This is a genomic window from Shewanella sp. 553 (genome assembly GCF_059338375.1).
Map to the genome: position 1 here is coordinate 434011 of NZ_CM181701.1, position 19347 is coordinate 453357.

Below are 19347 nucleotides of genomic sequence, written 5' to 3' on the forward strand. Positions count from 1 at the left end.
CTCTAGAGGGGCTAATGAAATATTTAACCAGCATATTGTTATCACTGTGCGTGAGCAGCGTTATGGCACAAACTGCGCGTCCAGTGTCAGACACTGCCGCTCAAACTACTCAACCTACAGCGGCTCAAATTGATGCCGCTAAGGCGCTTCAATTTGCCGATGCGTGGCAACAACTGCTGAAGGTCAGCGACAAGCTGCAAGCCAGTGAGCAACAAGTGAATCGGGCGACCGCGCAGCAAAGCGCCACCGACTCGCTGAACTTTCCCTCTCTCTCTGTGAACGGTAGCTATACCCGGTTAGAGCAACCCATTGAGCTGGATCTGCGCGATCTAAATCCGTTGGCTAGCCTCGACCCCGGCAGTTTACCCCCAGCCTTAGGTGGGGCGATTGGTGCCATTCCCGGATCGTTGTTTGTGACCCCCTTTACCGAACAAGATATTTTTCGCGCTAGCCTACAGGCGATGTGGCCTATCTATACCGGCGGGCGCATCACTGCGGCGCAAGCGATTCAAGCTGCCCACGTGGTGGAAAAACAGCAAGAGCACCAACTGTCGACTCGCGATCTGTTTGTGCAGCTGGTGGAGCGATATTACGCCGTGTCGGTGAGCCACGCGTTAGCCAGTACCAAAGGGCAGTTGGTTGAATCGCTCACCGAGCATGCCGAGCATGCGCTTAAGTTGGAGCAGCAAGGACAAATTGCTAAGGTCGAGCGCCTTAATGCTCAGGTCGCATTAGAAAATGCCAAGGTCGATCACGCTAGTGCTCGACGTCAGTTAGAGATGACCCAAATAGCCTTGTCGCGCATGTTACATCAGTCCTCGGTCGATACCGCATCGCCCTTGTTTTTGCTGCCAACGCCGCCCTCTTTGCCGCAATTAAGCCAACTGATGCTGGCTCAGCACCCGGCGCTGAAGCTACTCGAAGCGAAAGAAGCCCAAGCCCAAGGGCTTATCGATGTAGAAAAAGGCGGCTATCGGCCAACGGTGTTTTTGTACGGTAACTATACCCTGTATGAAGATGACAGCCTGTTTGCCAAGGTGGAGCCCGACTGGATGGTGGGTGTCGGGGTGAAGGTGCCGCTATTAAGTCGTGATGGTCGCAGTGGCAAGGTGGAAGCCGCTAAGAGCGCACTATTACAGGCGCGCTACACCAAGGCGCAGACGCAACAGGACTTGAGCCTGCTGCTCGACCAGAGTTATCGTCAGCTACAACAGGCTGAAGAGGAGGTGAAGTCTTTAGATCTGTCTTTGTCTTTAGCTCACGAAAATAAACGCTTACGTGATTTAGCCTTTAGCCAAGGATTATCTACCTCCATTGAAAAGGTCGATGCCGAGTTAAAACTTAGCGCCGTAGCCACCCAGCAATTAGCGGCGCGTTACCGTTATGTGGTGGCTTATGCCAAGCTCATGGCGGTCAGTGGTCAGTTAGATGAATTTATCGGTCGCGCACGCGGCGCACAGGAGAAATAAACATGCGCACCAATCGAATTGTAGCCATTGTGGCGTTACTGGCCTTGGTGGCTATTTTAGCTTACGGACTGACCTTGGCTTACACCCCAGTGCCCGAGCGCTTGCAGGGACAAATTGAGGCGCGTGAATACAATATCTCCTCCAAAGTTCCGGGCCGAGTATCGCAGGTGTTAGTGCGCCGTGGCGATAAGGTGGCTAGTGGCGATCTATTGTTTGCCATCGATAGTCCAGAACTCAACGCCAAGTTGATGCAGGCGCAAGGTGGGCGCGATGCCGCTAAGGCCAAGCAGCAAGAAGCCGATAATGGCGCACGTAAGCAGCAAATCACCGCCGCTAAAGAGCAATGGCTTAAAGCCAAGGCCGCCGCAACGCTGGCGCAAACTACCTATCAACGTGTAGAAGCCCTGTTTGTTGAAGGGGTATTGGCTCGACAAAAACGTGACGAAGCCTTTACCCAGTGGCAGGCGGCAAAGTATACCGAGCAAGCAGCCTATGCCATGTACCAAATGACCGACGAAGGGGCACGTGAAGAGATTAAAGCGGCCGCCGAAGGTAACGCTCGGATGGCACAAGGGGCGGTTAATGAGGTGAGTGCCATTTTAGCCGACAGCCAGATGCGTTCACCCAAGTCGGGTGAAGTCAGTGAGGTGTTACTGCAAAGTGGCGAGCTGGCCCCGAGCGGTTTTCCTGTGGTCAGCATTATCGACATGCAAGATGTGTGGGCGATTTTTCAGGTACGCGAAGATCAACTCAAAGACTATAAAGTCGGCCAACAGCTAGAAGTGCAGATCCCGGCCTTAGGGGCCAGTTACCCCTTTACGGTGGATCACATTAGTGTGCTGGGCCATTTTGCCACGTGGCGCTCGACCGAGAGTGGTCACGATTTTGATATGCGCACCTTTGAAATGGAGTTGCGACCCACTGAGCCGATTGCCGATTTGCGCGTCGGTATGACCACCCTGTTGGTGCGTTGATGTGATGCCCTTTAGGCAGCTTTTACAACGAGAGTTAAATGCGCTGTGGCATGATCCTTGGCAGCTGGCGCTGATCAGCTATATCCCACTGCTTGGGGTATTTGGCCTGTGGTGGCTGTTTAGCGCAGGTGTGCCACGTGAATTGCCTGTGGCCATTGTCGACCAAGATCAAAGCCAGCTTAGCCGCATGCTGGTGAGGCAAATTCAAGCCAACTCTGTGATAAAACCGCTGCATTACCCTGATGTGCTGCAAGCAAAAGCCTCGATGCAGCGTTCAAACACTTATGCCATGGTCGTATTGCCTTATCAACTTAACCACGACCTATTGACGGGCCATCAGCCGACTATCGATATTCGTTATAACGGCCAATATTTATTGGTGGGAAAATTGCTTTCAAGCCAACTGCAGTTGACTCTTGCCACAGCACTGCAGCAAAAGGCGCTGATTAAGCAGCTCGCAGCGGGTGTGCCTATGGCTCAGGCTGAGATCAATATCAATGCCCTTAGTAGCCAAACCAGCGCCTTATATAATGCTAACAATAATTATGTGGTATTTTTACTGCCACCCGTGCTACTGGCGTTGCTGCAGATCATCGCCATGTTAGTGTTTGCCAACTCACTCAATCGTGAGTTAAGTCTCGGGCATCCACAGCCTTGGTGGTCATTGGGCACCTATCGAGTGATCGCCGTTAAAATAGGGCTGTATATGCCACTACTCTTATTACACGGCGCGGTGATTTTCAGTCTTTTATATCGTTATTTAGGCTTACCGCTGGCGGGAGACAGCTGGCAGCTGTTGTTGGGGCTATTCGTGATGCTGCTGGCAATCTGGTTGTTGGTGTTAACCATTTTTTGGCTACTACAAGACAGTGCAAGAGTGATCAGTTTTTGTACCGCGCTCTTTGCACCGGCGTTTGCCTTTATGGGGGTGACCTTTCCCACCCAAGAGATGCCGATATTGGCCCAGTGGTGGCGTTTGGTGATGCCATCGAGCCATTATATCGACACTCATATTGGCGTGGTCAGTTATGATCAGACCAGCACGATACTCGTGCAGCAACTGGGCAGCTATTGGGGCTTTTTACTGTTATTGCCCTTAATCGTTTTCCTCAAGTCTAGAGCCCAAGCTTCGGCCACGGCTGTCGATAATCTGGCTCACAATGAGGAGCGCTAATATGAACTTTGGCGCATTGATCTGGGCTGAGTTGAAATCAATCGTGACCGATAAGGCCATCGCTATCACCCTCTTTGGTGGTGTGCTGTTTTATGCTGTACTTTATCCCTTACCTTATCTCAATGAAGTGGCGACCCTGCAGCAGATAGTGGTACTTGACGCCGACCACTCTAGTTTGAGCCGGCGTTTGATCCGCCATGCTGACGCTAACCCTAAGTTAGATGTGGTCGCACAGGTGACGAGCATCAATGAGGCCAAGGCGATGATTGTCAGTGGCAAGGCCCATGGCTATTTAGTTATTCCCGAGGGCTTTAGGCGCGATTTACTGCGACAAGAAGGGGTGACGTTGGCCTATGGCGGCGATGCCAACTATTTTCTGATCTACTCGGCGATTATTGAGGGGTTAACCGCCGCGGGGATCGATGCGGGTAAATATGTGCAGTTTAATGGTCTACTGGCCCATGGTCGCTCGGCTAAGCAGGTTGAGCGAGACTTAAATCCGATTAAGCTCAATAGTGTGCCTGCATTTAACCCATCACTAGGCTATACCGCTTATGTGGTGCCTGGGGTATTGCTGTTAGTGCTGCATCAAACCTTGCTTATTGGCGGCAGCATTTTAGGCGCGGGCCAATGGGGGCGACAAGGTTACTGGAGCGACATGAGTCCGCTGCAATTGATCGGCGCGCGCGTTACCACCCTTGGTCTCATCTATAGCGTAATGACTAGCTTTTACTTTGGTTTTTGTTACTACTGGTATGGCGTGAGCGTGCAGGGAAAATTGTTGCAGGTGGCGCTGTTTTTGGTGCCTTTTATCTTATCGACTGCCTTGGCTGGAGTGGCTTTTAGTTGTCTTTTTAGTCGTCGAGACTTGCCAACGCAAACTTTGTTACTTGTCTCTATGCCCATTCTGTTTGTGTCTGGTTTTGTATGGCCGCTGGAGCTGATTCCTGCGCCGCTGATTGGGTTGTCGCAGTTGATCCCGGCTGTGCCGTCAATCCAAGGTATATTGCAGCTTAATCAATTAGGCGCCAGTTGGGCGGATGTGGTGCCTCGGTGGTGGCAGTTGTGGGCGCTGGCGTTAGGGTATCTACTGCTCGCCTATGTTGGGGTGCGTTATCGACTCAATCGCGCTGTGGCTCACTGAGCTAAATCGTTTAGGCTGTGGTAAAAAATAATAAGCCCGCGAGTAAGCGGGCTTATAAGTTTAGAGATGATATGGCTATGATAACTCAAGATATATGGATAGCTTGAGCGATAAACGTCAGCAAAACCGTAACCTTATTCGGCGGTTTCTGCCTTGATATATTTCACTAGCTCAAGGGCTGACTTTGAGGCTTGCTCTGGTTGTTTTGCCAGCTCTTTGTTTGCTTGTCTCACTAATTGGCGCAACTTTTGTCGCTCTAGCGTCGGGTGCTGCTCGATTAAGGCTTGAATAGCATCATCGCCACCAGTTAACAGCTGATCTTTTGTCTTTTCCGCCACATTGATTTTTGAGCTCTCATTGCGGTTTTGGTTAAGCACATTTTTAAGATCGCTTTGCAGTACATTAATATCGATATTACGCATTATCTTGCCAATGTATTGCAGATGGCGACGATAGGCTTCGGTATTGATGCGGATGGTTTTAGCCTTGAGCACGTTGTCGTATAGCAACTCATCCAGATCCAGCTTATCAATCTGGCTCTTACTGAGTGCAACTAACTGTTTACCAAGCTCTTGGTAAATCGCGATTTCTCGCTTGGTTTCAGCTCTACTGACATATTCTTCGTCATGGTCAAAGGGCTGTTTAAAATGTTCTGAGTCACCAACAATATTCATAATCAAAAATCTCTAACAAAAACTCCCCTAATAATACCATTTCATTGGAATATCGCCTATTGGGGACGGCAGTTATTTAATGTGAAAGCCTAGCGGGTTTGTTATGCTACAGCCATTATTGACAACGAAAGAGTAGATTTGTGCCTTCTTCTAGCATTGAACTTGAACTGGATTCATTAAAAGACGCCGTTGCTATGGCATTAGAGTATGCCGCTACATTGGGTACCACAGGTGCCGAAGTCGCGATTAGTAAGCAGCAAGGCTTATCGGTATCGACTCGTCTAAAAGAAGTTGAAACCGTTGAGTTTAATAAAGATGGCGCCTTGGGCATCACCCTGTTTAGGGGCGGCTGCAAAGGCAGCTCATCTACGTCAGATTTAAGCCCTGAAGCGATCCGCCGCGCCGTTAAAGCCGCCGATGATATTGCTAAATTTACCTCAGAAGATCCTTTCAATGGCCTTGCCGATGCCGACTTAATGGCTAAACATATTGACGATCTTGAGTTGTACTATCCGCATGACACGACCCCAGCAGAGCTTGAATTACTCGCCGCGCGCGCCGAAGAAGCCGCATTAAGCGCTGACGCTCGTATAAAAAACTCCGATGGCGCCAGCGCTAATGCCCATACCGGTGCTAAAGTGTATGGCAATAGCCACGGTTTCTTAAATGGCTATGTCAGCTCGCGTTACAGCCTCAGTTGTGTAGTGATTGGTGAGCAAGAAGGCCAGATGCAGCGTGATTATGATTACACCATAGCGCGCAAGTTCAGCGACCTGTGGACGCCAGAAACTGTCGGGCTAAAAGCGGCTGAAAAAACCGTTAGTCGACTGGGTGCACGTAAGATAGCGACCACCAAGTTACCGATTCTGTTTGCCCCCGATGTGGCAACTGGCTTGATGGGCCACCTTGTAGGGGCCATCAGTGGCGGCAGCTTGTACCGTAAATCAAGCTTTTTGCAAGACGCCATCGACACACAAGTTTTCCCCGATTGGTTTAACATTGCCGAGCAACCGCATCTAAAAGGGGCGCTGGCCAGTGCTTTTTATGACAGTGAAGGCGTGGCGACCATTGAGCGTAATATTATCAGTCAGGGGATCTTATCCACCTACCTGCTGACCAGTTATTCGGCGCGTAAACTCGGTTTAACCAATACGGGCCATGCGGGCGGCATCTATAACTGGACTTTAGGGCACACAGGGCAAACCTTCGATGAACTCATCAAGCAGATGGGCACAGGCTTAATCGTGACCGAAGTGATGGGACAAGGGGTTAACGGCGTGACGGGCGATTATTCTCGCGGCGCGGCCGGCTTCTATGTCGAAAACGGGGTGGTGCAATACCCAGTAGAAGAGATCACTATCGCGGGTAATCTTAAAGATATGTACCGCAATATTGTGGCGGTGGCTAAAGATCGCGATATGCGATCGTCTATCCGCACCGGCGGTATCTTACTCGACGAAATGAAGATAGCCGGTAACTAGCTTATCCGCAGTCCATTTCCCCCAAGCGATGAATCAGCGAGTGCCAAGGCACTCGCTTTTTTTTGGCCTAAAGGGCCCTAACGCAGAATAAATCGACTGCCAACTTGAACATATGAAAATCCATATATATGCTTAAGCATATGTAATATGTCTGTGTTGGAGCCGTGTATGGCCACTGGGATTTTTAAAGCGCTGTCCGATGAAACTCGATTACTCAGCCTGCTGCTGATTTACGGTCAGGGTGAGCTGTGTGTGTGCGAGTTAATCTGCGCATTGAATTTGAGCCAACCCAAAATATCGCGTCATCTTGCCCAGTTGCGTAAAGCCGAACTGTTGAGTTCTCGTCGCCAAGGCCAGTGGGTGTTTTACCGTATCAATCCGGCATTGCTGCCATGGGTGCATAATGTTATCGAGCAAACTTGGCAGGGTAACCCTAACTTAGTGGCGGCGGCACTGGCCCGTCTAGATGCGATGGGGCAGCGCCCTGAACGTATTAAGGCATGCTGTTAAATCAGCTGAGTCAGGCAAGTTAAGATTAAATACTACAGCAAGATAGGTGAATAGCATGGGACTCTTTGAGCGTTACTTAAGTGTGTGGGTTGGTTTAGCGATTGGGTGTGGCGTGGTGTTGGGCCATTTTTTTCCGGCGCTGTTTGCCCTTATTGCTTCATTAGAATATGCCAGGGTCAACTTGCTGATCGCGCTGCTAATTTGGTTGATGATCTACCCCATGATGGTGCAAATTGATTTTACGGCGGTCAAAAATGTGGGCAAGAGCCCTAAGGGGTTGGTGCTGACGCTGGTGATTAACTGGCTGATAAAACCCTTTAGCATGGCGCTACTTGGCTGGTTGTTTTTTAAGGTTTTCTTTGCCAGTTTAGTGGATGCGCAAACCGCTAGCGAGTATATCGCAGGCATGATTTTGCTCGGCGTTGCCCCCTGTACGGCAATGGTGTTTGTGTGGAGCCAGTTGACTAAAGGCGATCCTAACTACACCTTGGTACAGGTATCGGTTAACGATCTTATTATGGTGTTTGCCTTTGCCCCCATCTGCGCTTTTCTGCTTGGGGTGAGCGATATTCAGGTGCCTTGGCAAACCCTGTTAATTTCTGTGGGGTTATATGTGGTGCTGCCCTTAATCGCGGGAGTGATAACACGCCAGTGGTTAAATCGCCGCGGTGGCTCAAAGCGGGTTGATGGCTTTATTGGTCGCATTAAACCTTGGTCGATATTGGGTCTCCTTGCCACGGTCATACTGCTATTTGGTTTGCAGGCCAATACCATATTGGCGCAGCCACAGAACATTGCCCTGATTGCCATTCCGCTGCTTATCCAAACCTATGGCATCTTCTTTATTGCCTACTTTGCCGCGAAAAAACTGAATATCGCGCAAAATGTCGCAGGTCCTGCGTGCATGATCGCCACCTCTAACTTTTTTGAACTCGCCGTTGCGGTAGCTATTTCACTGTTTGGCCTGCATTCGGGCGCGGCGTTAGCCACTGTGGTTGGCGTGCTGGTCGAAGTGCCGGTGATGTTGTCGTTAGTGGCATTTGTCAATCGAGATAAAGCAAAATACCAGCGGGCCATTAGCGCCGCATCTAAACATTAACCGAGCAGAATAGCCCTTTTCAGGAGAGTAACATGACAATTAAAGTCGGCATTAACGGTTTTGGCCGCATGGGGCGTTTGGCGCTTCGGGCCGCGTGGGCGTGGGACGATATTGAGTTTGTGCAGATTAACGATCCCGCCGGTGATGCGCTTACCTTAGCCCACCTATTAACATTTGATTCTATCCATGGTCGCTGGTCCCATGAAGCGGCAGCTGAGGGGGCCGATATTGTCATTGGCGATAAACGGATAACGACCAGTATGAATAGCACCATCGCCGCCACCGACTGGTCGGCATGTGATGTGGTGATTGAGGCCTCGGGCGTGATGAAAACCACAGCCTTATTACAAGCCTATTTAGATCAAGGTGTTAAACGTGTGGTGGTGACGGCGCCTGTCAAAGAAGCGGGCGTACTGAATATCGTCATGGGGGTTAACCATCAGCTGTATGATGCCGCCAAGCATCCTATCGTCACCGCTGCGTCATGCACGACCAATTGTTTAGCCCCAGTGGTTAAAGTGCTGCATGAGCAGATAGGCATAAAACATGGCTCGATGACCACCATTCATGACATTACCAATACGCAAACCATCTTAGATGCGCCCCATAAAGATCTGCGCCGTGCCCGTGCCTGCGGTGAATCGCTTATTCCGACCACCACAGGTTCCGCCACCGCGATCACCCATATTTTTCCTGAGCTTAAGGGGAAACTAAACGGCCATGCGGTAAGGGTGCCATTGGCTAACGCCTCCATCACAGATTGCGTGTTTGAGATGCTGCGCCCCGTCACAGTCACCGAGGTGAACGACCTATTTAAACAGGCGGCAGCAGCTGAGCTTAACGGTATTTTAGGCTATGAAACGCGCCCGCTGGTCTCGGTGGATTACAAGACAGATCCGCGCTCAGCTATCGTCGATGCCTTGTCGACTATGGTGATCAACGATACCCAGCTTAAGCTGTATGTTTGGTACGACAATGAGTGGGGCTATGCCAATCGCACCGCCGAGCTGGTCAGAATGGTCGGGCGCGTAGACAAAGCGTAATAGTAAGGATATTAGATGTTCGCCACAGTTCGCGCATTGCCGTTTGAAATACGCCAATACCTCATTGTCACGGGAAACTATTGGGCATTTACGCTCACCGATGGCGCGCTGCGCATGCTGGTGGTGCTGCACTTTTATCAGTTAGGCTACTCGCCGCTGTCGATTGCCATGCTATTTGTTTTTTATGAGATTTTTGGTGTGGTGACTAACTTAGTGGGTGGCTATCTTGGTGCACGTCTTGGGCTTAATCGCACCATGAATATGGGGTTAGGGCTGCAAGTGGCGGCGCTGGCAATGTTACTGGTGCCCAGTGTTTGGCTCACCGTACCTTGGGTTATGGCAAGCCAGGCTTGCTCTGGGATCGCTAAAGATCTCAACAAGATGAGTGCTAAAAGTAGCGTGAAAATGCTGGTGGCTAAGGGCGATGAGGACAGGTTATACCGCTATATTGCCCTGCTAACGGGCTCTAAAAATGCCCTCAAGGGCTTAGGGTTTTTCTTAGGGGGCGCGTTACTGTCACTGCTTGGGTTTAGTGGTGCCATAGGGGTAATGGCAGCGCTGCTGGGCATTGTGTGGCTGCTCAGTATCGTTAACCTTAAGCAAGACTTAGGCAAGGCAAAAAATAAGCCCAAATTTAGTGAGCTGTTTTCTAAAAGCCGCTCGATAAACATCTTATCTGCCGCGCGCCTGTGTCTGTTTGCCGCCCGAGATGTGTGGTTTGTGGTGGCGCTGCCGGTCTATTTAGCCAGCCAGTTTGGTTGGGGACATGCGGCGGTTGGCGGCTTTCTGGCGCTGTGGGTGATAGGCTATGGCGCGGTGCAAAGCATCGCCCCCAAGCTCACAGGCCAAACTAGCACAGGCCATGGCAGCATTGGCTTGAGTGTCGCCAAGGTGCCTGATGGCGGGGCCGCACTTAAGTGGGCGAGCTTGCTGACATTGATCCCAGCGAGTATCGCGCTGCTGATGACGCTGTTTGCTGCGCCTTATGCGCAAGCGACGTTACTGATAGGTTTGTTGATTTTTGGCGCCGTTTTTGCGGTAAACTCCGCCTTACACAGCTACCTTATCGTCAGTTACGCCAGTGACGATGGCGTGTCGCTCGATGTCGGTTTTTACTATATGGCCAATGCCCTTGGCCGCTTGCTAGGCACCTTGTTGTCGGGCTGGGTGTATCAGGCATTTGGGTTGATGGCCTGCCTGTGGATCTCGACGCTATTACTGGGATTAACAGCGTTAATCAGTGTATGGCTACCCAGGCGATAACCTTGAAATAAAGGTTATCGCCAAAGGGGGTTCTCCATGCCATGAAAACTTAGCATTTATACTTTTTGATTCAGCAGAATTTCGCTGAGTAGGAGTTGCTTAAGACCTAGGCTATTCGTTTCTTTACATCAAAAAATCACATTGATATTGTTATCAAAAGGTTAGTGTTGTAAGGTGTTGTCCGCAGCGCTAGTTTATAACTAGCTAGACTGATAAGGAAGTCAATGATATGAAAAGAATCGATACAAAATTTAACGTGGTTTGGACGCTTATTATTTTTTTTGTTTACAGCTTAGACTACTCAATATTTAGATATACCCCTCATTCTCGCGAAAACGATACCATTTTCAACAACATTGATAATCCGCTAGTGGCATTGTGTGTCTTGCTCTTGAATGCCATTTTGATGGTATCTGTCATAAGTAAACTTTTCATGGAAATATGGAATAGGCTTATTCGTGATTTATTAAGTATTGGATATATCAGTTTTGCTGAATCATACGCACTCTGTTTTTTGCTACTAGAAATTATACGCGTATAAATAACTGCTGCATCATTTACGGTAGCCATTAGATCACGTGATTTCGTCTTGTCCCCTTGTTTCGTGGGGCAGTTCCTGTCAACTCAACTCTAGTCTTCGGCTCATATGATATTCTTGTTCAGCTGCTCGCATTCTTCATCACTAAAAAGGCTTGCGGCTTCCTCTAGACCGGTCCTCGCAGAAATAAAGGTTTAACTTAAAACACACTTACCAACCGCCACTAATCTGAAGAAAAATGGCAATACTTTCATTCAAAGGGCAAGATTCCTGTGTCCATAACCTCCGCACAAGATCAAATCGAAGAGGTGATAACTCGGTGGATGTTGCTCTAGCGTAAGCCACTTAGACCCTAACGCTAAGGAGCTGCATAACGGTCCTGTGGCGCTTGACAAACATTACCATGTGACTTGCTTATTCGCCATTAAACTAGAGATCGCAACCTCTTGTGTTGTTTCAATTTGTTAACATTCCTTGCTTTCATTTTACGTTGCTTTCGTTGTACTCTGAGGTGCAGTCAATCAATAGTGGCGTAGATCACCAAAAATAACGATAAAAATGACGAGGTTTTAATGGAAGGTATTACAGAATTTGTCAGTATGATCAATGGGGTTGTGTGGGGTGTGCCCATGCTGGTGATGATCTTGGGCGTGGGCTTATTTCTCTCCTTTGGCTTGAAGTTAATGCCGATTTTAAAGCTTGGGACTGGCTTTAAACTGCTGTGGTCTGGACGCATTCCTGATAAAGATAAAAACATGAAGGGCGAGATCAGCCCGTTTAATGCCTTGATGACCTCGCTGTCGGCGACCATAGGTACGGGTAATATTGCTGGGGTGGCGACGGCCATTTTTATTGGCGGCCCTGGGGCGTTATTTTGGATGTGGTGTACCGCCCTCGTGGGAATGGCGACCAAGTTTTCTGAGGCGGTATTAGCGGTTAAATACCGCGAGGTAGACGATAACGGTAACCATATTGGTGGCCCTATGTACTACATCAAAAATGGTCTTGGCAGTAAGTGGGCGTGGCTGGGTACGGCGTTTGCCTTGTTTGGTTCGTTTGCCGGTTTTGGTATTGGTAATACGGTGCAGGCTAACTCGGTCGCCGATGCGTTAAGCAGTAACTTTGGGGTGCCCAACTGGGTGACAGGGGCTATCTTAATGGTGTTGGTTGGCGCTGTATTGATGGGCGGTATTAAACGTATTGCCGATGTAGCGGGTAAGTTGGTGCCGTTAATGACGGTGTTTTATATTGCCGCTGGGCTGGCAGTGCTGGTGGTATATGCCGATGAAGTGCCTGCCGCTTTTGCATTAATTATTCATAGCGCCTTTAATCCGGTGGCCGCTCAAGGTGGCTTTGCTGGTGCTGCGGTATGGGCGGCGATCCGCTTTGGTGTGGCGCGCGGCGTGTTTTCGAATGAAGCGGGTTTAGGTAGTGCGCCCATTGCCCATGCGGCGGCGCAGACCAATAATCCGGTGGCCCAAGGCTTGGTTGCTATGCTGGGCACCTTTATCGATACCTTAGTGGTATGTACTATCACGGGGTTAGCGATTGTGGTGTCAGGAGCATGGACCTCGGGCGAAAATGGCGCGGCCTTGACCTCATTTGCTTTTTCTCATGCCTTGCCTATGGGCAATTATATTGTAGCGATCGCACTGTCGGTGTTTGCCTTTACCACGATTTTGGGGTGGAGCGTTTACAGTGAAAAGTGCGTGCAGTATTTATTAGGTGTTCGTGCGGTTAAGCCCTTTAGGCTGATTTGGGTGTTAGTGGTGCCGTTAGGCGCGGTGAGTTCACTGGACTTTATCTGGTTACTGGCCGATACCCTTAATGCCATGATGGCGATCCCTAACCTTATCGCGCTGTCGCTGTTGAGCCCTGTGGTGTTTCGTCTCACACGGGAATACTTTATTAAGAAGCGTCAGCAAGAAGCACAGGCGTAAGGGCTGTCAGGCTTCGTTGTTGATTAAGCGCCTTAGGGCGCTTTTTATGTTTAACAATGGGTTAATCGAGCCGCTTAGTGAAGCGTAGTGATGCGACTATGATCCCCAGCAGGGTAAAGCCAAGCAGCCAGAGGGTGTCAAATGGCAGATCGCTCAATTGGCCGCCGCGCAGCACTATGGCGCGGATAATACGCATAAAGTGGGTGGCGGGTAGGAGTTCAGCTATCCATTGTGCGGGTTTAGGCATGGCTTCGAACGGAAACATAAAGCCCGACAGTAAGATGGTCGGCAAGATAATAAAGATGGTCATCTGCATCGCTTGCAGCTGGGTTGTCGCGATAGTGGAGATGATCAAGCCTAAGGTAAGACTGGCAGCAATAAACAGTAAGGTGCCCAGTAATAGCTGTGCAATGGTACCGTTTAAAGGCACATCAAAAATCAGATGCCCGAGCCCCAAGATGATGCTCATCTGGATAAGCCCCACAACAATGTAGGGTAAAATTTTACCTAGCATCAGCTCCAGTGGTTTGATGGGGGTGGTGATCAGCAGCTCTAGATTGCCTTTTTCTCGCTCACGGACGATGGCCGCCGAAGTAAATAAGATCATCGTCATAGTAAGAATAACGGCAATTAAACCCGGAACAATATTCACCGCCGAGCGTTGCTCTGGGTTATAAAACAGGGCGACTTCGAAGGTGGGGGAGCTGGCTAGGGGCTGGTCGCTGATTTGCGCTAATGGCATGTTACGCAGTTGGCTGATTGCGGCGGCCACCATGGTATCTGATCCATCGATGATCCATTGGCCGATAGGCTCGTTATTGGCCTGTTTATGTTCAAGATTAGGCGGCAAGATCAGCGCGGCGCGCACTTCGCCGCGGGTAATGGCAGCCTCGGCAGCGGTGGCGGTGGCGTAATAGCCTTCGATAGAGACGACTTGCGAGACCCTGATGGCCTCGACAATCCAACGCCCAGTTACCGAATCACTCTGATCGACCACCACAACCGGCACATTGCGAACATCTGTGTTGATGGCGTAGCCAAATAATAGCAATTGGATCAACGGGATCATCACTATCATGGCGAAGGTGATGCGATCGCGTTTAAGTTGACGGATCTCTTTTATGGTGATTGCTTTAATGCGTCTTAGGCTAGCCATGAGTGTCATCTGGCGCTCCTGCATTATGCTGATGTTTGCCTGTAACAGTGACAAACAGATCTTCTAGGCTGGCATTCACATGGCTGATATTGCGCTCATCGAGCGTGCTGCATTGCTGCTTGATCCATTGACATGGGTCGTTAATATCTTTATTTATCAATACCCTTAGCCGATCGCCAAGTTGGGCGGCGCTGCGTACCTGGCTTAATTGGCTGAGCTGGCTTTTCAATTGGCGCAAATTGTTAGCGCTTACCTCAAGTACATTTACCTCCATCTTTGCCAGTAAAGCTTGCGGATTGCCATTGGCGCGCATGTGTCCCTGCTCCATTATTGCCAGCTGGTGGCAGCGCTCGGCTTCATCCATATAGTGGGTGGTGACTAAAATACTGGTGCCTTGCTCTGAAAGATCAAACAGCTGCTCCCAAAAGTCGCGGCGATTCTGAGGATCGACCGCCGAGGTGGGTTCGTCGAGAAACAGCAGCTCTGGGTTGTTAATGCAGGCGCAGGCCAATGCTAAGCGCTGTTTTTGGCCACCACTTAAGGTGGCAGCCAGTTGATTTTGCTGAGGGACTAAGTTGTAGGTCGATTGCAGCTGGTCAATTTTACGTTTGCAGTCATTGGGGCTGAGGCCATAAATATCGGCGATAAAGCGCAGGTTTTCCTTTACCGTTAAGTCGTCATAGAGGGAGAATTTTTGCGTCATATAACCAATGCGGCTGCGCAGTTGCTCCGCCTGCTGTGGGATCGTTAGCCCAAGGCAGATGATAGTGCCATGAGTGGGGGTCATCAGCCCGGTGAGCATACGTATAGTGGTGGATTTACCGCAACCATTGGGGCCTAGAAAACCGTAAATATGCCCTTGCGGTACCTGTAGATTAAGATTGGACACCGCCTCAAACTGACCAAACTGCTTGCTGATACCGCGGGCATCGATCGCCAATTGACTGCTTGGGAGCATCAGGGTAACTCCACCTGTACGGGGATGCCGCTGGGCAGTTCGGCGGCGTCAGTCAGGGTAAATTCTGCTAAATAGGCTAAGCGCGATCTGTCCTGTTGGTTAAGTGCGTAGTAAGGCGTGAAGGCGGGATCTTTGCTAAGCCAGCGCAAGGTGCCTGTCAGTGGTGTATCAAGGCCATCGACATAGACATTAAGTTGCAGCCCTAAATGTAACGTCGCCATATTGGGCTCGGGGATATAAACCCGCGCATAGGGGGCGTTGTCGGCTTGTAATACGGCCACCACCGTATTACTTGGCACCCGCTCACCGACATTAAAGGGCAGACTGTCGAGGCGCCCATTACGGGTTGCCACTATGCTGAGCTCTGCCAAGGTTTGTTGCGCCAGTTGCAAGTTAGCGGCCGCAGCGTCCATGGCTGCCATTGCCTGTTGAATATCTTCTTGGCGCACACCGACCAGCAGTTTACTGAGGTTTTCGTCAGCCACATGCAGCTCGGCTTCGGCGCGATCGCGATTAGCGATCGCTTGGTCAAGTTCCGATTGGCTCACCAGTTGCTGTTGCTTGAGGCGATAGATACGTTGATAGGTTTTGTCTGCTTGTACCGTGGCCGCGTTAGCGCGCTGTACATTGGCTTGGGCACCGGCGATATCTTCGGGGCGCTCGCCATTGGTGAGACGTAGCAGGTAGGAGCGTGCTTGTTGCCATTGAGCATCGGCTATCGCCACCTTGGTTTTAGCTTTACGGCTATCTAGCTGCACTAGCAGATCGCCCTGTTGTACTAGGCTGCCCTCGTTAATCGGTTGCGCGGTGATGAGTTCTGCGGCGGTGGCGCGCAGTAAAATACGATCGCGCTCAAGGGTGCCTAGCGCCTGTGCTGGTGAGTTGGGTTGACAGCCTGCAAGGCTGAGTAAGATAAACACCAGCGCGGTGTTGTAGATGTGATTCATTTCAACCTCGTCAGCACTAGGGTGAATTAATAATCAATATGTTATTTAAGATAGCACCCTTTAACGGTTAGCCATATGGGGATTGCTCACAGGGGCGTCAGTTATATTGAAGTCGATAATGTACTGTGAGGACTGCGCTTTAGGGGCGAGGTATATCGCCCCGAGATGTTTGCTTTGGTCTATCTTGGACTGGCCTTTGGTAAATTCAGTAAAAATCACCTCCCATTGCCCGCTTAAGCTGCGCCTGTTCGAGCAAGGCTTCTAAGCGTTTTTTTACTTCGCGTCTATGTTGTAACTCGCAAGCCGCCTGAGGATTTTTAGGGGCGGTCATGGCTTCAATCTCTGCATCATTGGGAATAACATCACGTAATTGTGGCATAGCGAATTCCTTCATCACTGTCATTGAGTACCACGCAGCACTTAGGGTGTGCCTATCGGTACCACAAGCTTTGGCTAGCACATGAAGCCAAAGCGATAGTTATCGGCGCTACGTAATGCTTTAGCTGATACCTCAATGAGTTAGCTGCACATTAGTGAGCGCTAATGAGAAAGGTAGCAGGGAGTTTAGGAGCATTTTGAGATCGGCTTAACACAATTGCATTTATATCTATGGGTGAATAATGCTGTGAGTGTTATCCTATTTTAATAATTTAGATTTTGATTTTATTCGTTTTAATTGTTCTCAAAATTACGCCGCTCGCAATATTAGCGGCGGCGCATCTAGTAACAGATCACACATTTGCCCTAAAGCTTATAGATCAAAACTATAGCTATAACCTATCACCACTTTAGGGTCGTCATTTTCAAGGTCGGTATCGCTGATCAAGAAAGAGAAGCTGCCCACATCTGTGTCTTTGCTGAGCGCAATCGAGTAATCGCTATAGCTGTCTTCATCAAACCAAGCGGTCACCACATCACCACTGGAGTAGCCATAATGCACGGTTAACGACAAGCTGTCTGATAGTGGCCATGAAGCCGCCGCATCCACATAACTCATATCGTCATTATCTAGTGGTGCACTGGCGACATCGTCATCGGCATTAACCACATAAGAGTAACTGAGGCTAAACCATTTCCAGCTGAGCGCGGCTTTGAGTTCGCCAAAGTCAACGCTAGCGTCGCTATCTGGGTAGGCATAATAGAGATAGCTGACATCGTAACCCAGATCGTCAGTGATGCTCCCTGCATAGCCGCCATAGAAATCAATTTCGTAGCTGGTGTCATCGCCAAAATCAACATTAGACGCCCAAGTGCCTAAGTAAAAGCCGCTATCATGTTCGTAATCCACTCCGCCTTGCACGGCGACGCCATCATTGGTTTGTGTCACGCCGCGCCATAAGTAATTGGAGGTCATTCCCGCATTAGCAGTGACGGCTGCGCTGGCGGGCACGGCTAACATCATGGTTGCTGCGAGCAGGCTTAGGTTTCGAAGTGCTGTGTTCATACTCATTCCTTTTTATTGGTATAGGGATACTACCTAGCCGTATTATTATGAGTATTGTTAGGTAGTGCTTACGCCGTTGCTAACCCCATGCCAATAATTTATATGTTTATTTTCAGGGTCTTGTATTTATAAGCTGTGATAGCATGAACCAAGATGGGGACTGTTGAGATGTAGAGGCACTGTATTGGTGCAGCTGTAATGCTAGGCCATTAAGTAACCGATAATAAACAGTGCCTTAATATAAGGCATAAAAAAACCTCCTAAATGAGGAGGTTTTTTATAGAGGTAAAGCCGATTTTAGTTAACGCTATCTTTTAGTGTTTTACCAGCTTTGAACTTAGGTACTGTCGCTGCAGGGATTTGAATTTCCTTGCCAGTTTGTGGGTTGCGACCAGTACGTGCAGCGCGGCTTGTTGTTTCAAAAGAACCAAAACCAACAATAGAGATTTTCTCACCGTTCTTCATCGCTTCCGCTACGGTTTGTTCGAAAGATTTTAATGCACGTCCAGCTTCAGCTTTAGTCAGTTCAGCACTTTCAGCTATTTTTGCAACCAGTTCAGTTTTATTCATTTGGATAGTCTCTTCTTTCCATAGATTTAGTAACACCAATTACATTAGGTACTTGCAATTGCTGGAACTAACATGCCATAAGCAACCCTATAATGAAAGCGGTTTTATGTTGAACAATGGGGGTTTAGCTCAAAATTGAGCAAAATCCTAGTTATCGAGTAGGGAGTAGAGCAATTGTTTGACTAATTGTGGCTCGAAAGGCTTGTCACATAAGGCATTGACTCCGGCCTGCGACACATTGCTGAGATGCGTATCGTTTGCCTCAGATGACACCATCAGAATGGGGACATGAGATTGCTGGCTGTGATTACGAATAAACTGAGTCAGGGCTAAGCCATCGGCATTGGGCATATTGTAATCGGTGATCACAAGGTCATACATATTGTCTTGCATCAAGGCGATAGCCTCGGCGCCATCATTTGCTTCGGTGATCAGCTTTAACCCTAAATTAGTAATGGTGCGGCGGATAATATTGCGCGCCATCTTGCTGTCATCGACCACCAGTACCCGAATATTGTGCACATCAAAATGGTCCAGATCGAGCTCGTCATGGCTCAGCAGATCTATGGTGGCATTGAGGGCCTTACCTAGATGCTCAGACGAAAATGGCTTGGGTAAGATTGCCACTACACCTGATTGACGATAGATCTCCAGCTGTTCACGGCGGCATTCGCTCGAGACCAGCATAAATTGGATGTCACAAAAAGCCGGATTCTGTTTCAAGGTATTGAGCAGGTCTAATGCAGTGCCATCTTCAAAATGCATCGCGCTGGCGACTAAATCGGGTTGATGGCGCGAAATAATGATCATGGCCTGCGCAAGTGTGTTGGCCGTTTGAATATTGCTAATACCCTCTTGGCTGAGACGGCTGGTAATGATCTTACGCTGGGTGTCTGAAGGCTCAACCAACAAAATGGAGAGTTCACTAGGGGATAGGGTGGCCATGGTAATGGATCTCAGCTT

The 19347-nt window shown here is 49.4% G+C and carries 18 protein-coding genes; 10 read left to right on the top strand and 8 right to left on the bottom strand.

The window, feature by feature from the left end; all coding sequences use genetic code 11:
* The first annotated feature begins 14 nt into the window (after window positions 1–14).
* From AC5YBZ_RS02025 to AC5YBZ_RS02040, 4 genes are read left to right on the top strand one after another with little or no spacing between them, the layout of a single operon-like run.
* Window positions 15–1469: a TolC family protein gene (locus AC5YBZ_RS02025; protein ID WP_494520201.1), complete on the top strand. Its 1455-nt coding sequence runs from the start codon at window positions 15–17 to the stop codon at window positions 1467–1469.
* A gap of 2 nt (window positions 1470–1471) precedes the next feature.
* Entirely contained in the window at window positions 1472–2443 is a 972-nt protein-coding gene (locus AC5YBZ_RS02030; protein WP_494520200.1) for an HlyD family secretion protein, read from the top strand.
* Window positions 2444–2447: 4 nt separating this feature from the next.
* A complete protein-coding gene (locus tag AC5YBZ_RS02035) occupies window positions 2448–3617 on the top strand; it encodes an ABC transporter permease (protein ID WP_494524784.1) in 1170 nt (389 codons plus the stop codon).
* Window position 3618: 1 nt separating this feature from the next.
* A complete protein-coding gene (locus tag AC5YBZ_RS02040; RefSeq protein ID WP_494520199.1) occupies window positions 3619–4761 on the top strand; it encodes an ABC transporter permease in 1143 nt (380 codons plus the stop codon).
* Window positions 4762–4895: 134 nt separating this feature from the next.
* Here AC5YBZ_RS02040 and yjgA read toward each other — a convergent pair whose 3' ends face one another.
* The gene (yjgA, locus tag AC5YBZ_RS02045) at window positions 4896–5435 is read right to left on the bottom strand and encodes a ribosome biogenesis factor YjgA (RefSeq protein WP_475515688.1); all 540 of its coding nucleotides are present in this window, start codon (window positions 5433–5435) and stop codon (window positions 4896–4898) included.
* Between the two features lie 140 nt (window positions 5436–5575).
* Here yjgA and pmbA point away from each other — a divergent pair, with 140 nt between their 5' ends.
* The 6 genes from pmbA to AC5YBZ_RS02075 all read left to right on the top strand — a co-directional run bounded on the left by pmbA (window position 5576) and on the right by AC5YBZ_RS02075 (window position 13309).
* Window positions 5576–6916: a metalloprotease PmbA gene (gene pmbA / locus AC5YBZ_RS02050; protein ID WP_494520198.1), complete on the top strand. Its 1341-nt coding sequence runs from the start codon at window positions 5576–5578 to the stop codon at window positions 6914–6916.
* Between the two features lie 168 nt (window positions 6917–7084).
* Window positions 7085–7426 (top strand): metalloregulator ArsR/SmtB family transcription factor, encoded by a 342-nt coding sequence (locus AC5YBZ_RS02055; RefSeq protein WP_110455718.1) that lies wholly within the window; start codon window positions 7085–7087, stop codon window positions 7424–7426.
* Window positions 7427–7481: 55 nt separating this feature from the next.
* Window positions 7482–8525: an ACR3 family arsenite efflux transporter gene (gene arsB, locus AC5YBZ_RS02060; RefSeq protein ID WP_475515690.1), complete on the top strand. Its 1044-nt coding sequence runs from the start codon at window positions 7482–7484 to the stop codon at window positions 8523–8525.
* Between the two features lie 32 nt (window positions 8526–8557).
* A complete protein-coding gene (locus AC5YBZ_RS02065; protein WP_494543371.1) occupies window positions 8558–9568 on the top strand; it encodes an ArsJ-associated glyceraldehyde-3-phosphate dehydrogenase in 1011 nt (336 codons plus the stop codon).
* A 15-nt stretch (window positions 9569–9583) separates the two neighbouring features.
* Window positions 9584–10831, top strand: a complete 1248-nt coding sequence (arsJ, locus tag AC5YBZ_RS02070; RefSeq protein ID WP_494543372.1) for an organoarsenical effux MFS transporter ArsJ — start codon at window positions 9584–9586, stop codon at window positions 10829–10831.
* A 1110-nt stretch (window positions 10832–11941) separates the two neighbouring features.
* Window positions 11942–13309: an alanine/glycine:cation symporter family protein gene (locus AC5YBZ_RS02075; protein ID WP_494520194.1), complete on the top strand. Its 1368-nt coding sequence runs from the start codon at window positions 11942–11944 to the stop codon at window positions 13307–13309.
* Between the two features lie 61 nt (window positions 13310–13370).
* On the opposite strand, the gene AC5YBZ_RS02080 is transcribed toward AC5YBZ_RS02075, so the two are convergent.
* The 7 genes from AC5YBZ_RS02080 to AC5YBZ_RS02110 form a co-directional block, all read right to left on the bottom strand.
* Window positions 13371–14465, bottom strand: a complete 1095-nt coding sequence (locus AC5YBZ_RS02080; protein WP_475516909.1) for an ABC transporter permease — start codon at window positions 14463–14465, stop codon at window positions 13371–13373.
* Entirely contained in the window at window positions 14458–15423 is a 966-nt protein-coding gene (locus AC5YBZ_RS02085; protein ID WP_494520193.1) for an ABC transporter ATP-binding protein, read from the bottom strand. Before AC5YBZ_RS02085 ends, AC5YBZ_RS02080 begins: the two co-directional genes overlap by 8 nt.
* Entirely contained in the window at window positions 15423–16370 is a 948-nt protein-coding gene (locus tag AC5YBZ_RS02090) for an HlyD family secretion protein (RefSeq protein ID WP_494520192.1), read from the bottom strand. Before AC5YBZ_RS02090 ends, AC5YBZ_RS02085 begins: the two co-directional genes overlap by 1 nt.
* A gap of 205 nt (window positions 16371–16575) precedes the next feature.
* Window positions 16576–16749: a hypothetical protein gene (locus AC5YBZ_RS02095; RefSeq protein ID WP_494520191.1), complete on the bottom strand. Its 174-nt coding sequence runs from the start codon at window positions 16747–16749 to the stop codon at window positions 16576–16578.
* A gap of 372 nt (window positions 16750–17121) precedes the next feature.
* Window positions 17122–17814: a TorF family putative porin gene (locus tag AC5YBZ_RS02100; RefSeq protein WP_494520190.1), complete on the bottom strand. Its 693-nt coding sequence runs from the start codon at window positions 17812–17814 to the stop codon at window positions 17122–17124.
* Window positions 17815–18111: 297 nt separating this feature from the next.
* Entirely contained in the window at window positions 18112–18384 is a 273-nt protein-coding gene (locus AC5YBZ_RS02105) for an HU family DNA-binding protein (RefSeq protein WP_119977178.1), read from the bottom strand.
* Window positions 18385–18531: 147 nt separating this feature from the next.
* Window positions 18532–19329 carry a response regulator gene (locus tag AC5YBZ_RS02110; RefSeq protein ID WP_494520189.1) on the bottom strand — a complete coding sequence of 266 codons (798 nt, stop codon included), beginning with the start codon at window positions 19327–19329 and terminating at the stop codon, window positions 18532–18534.
* Between the last annotated feature and the right edge of the window lie 18 nt (window positions 19330–19347).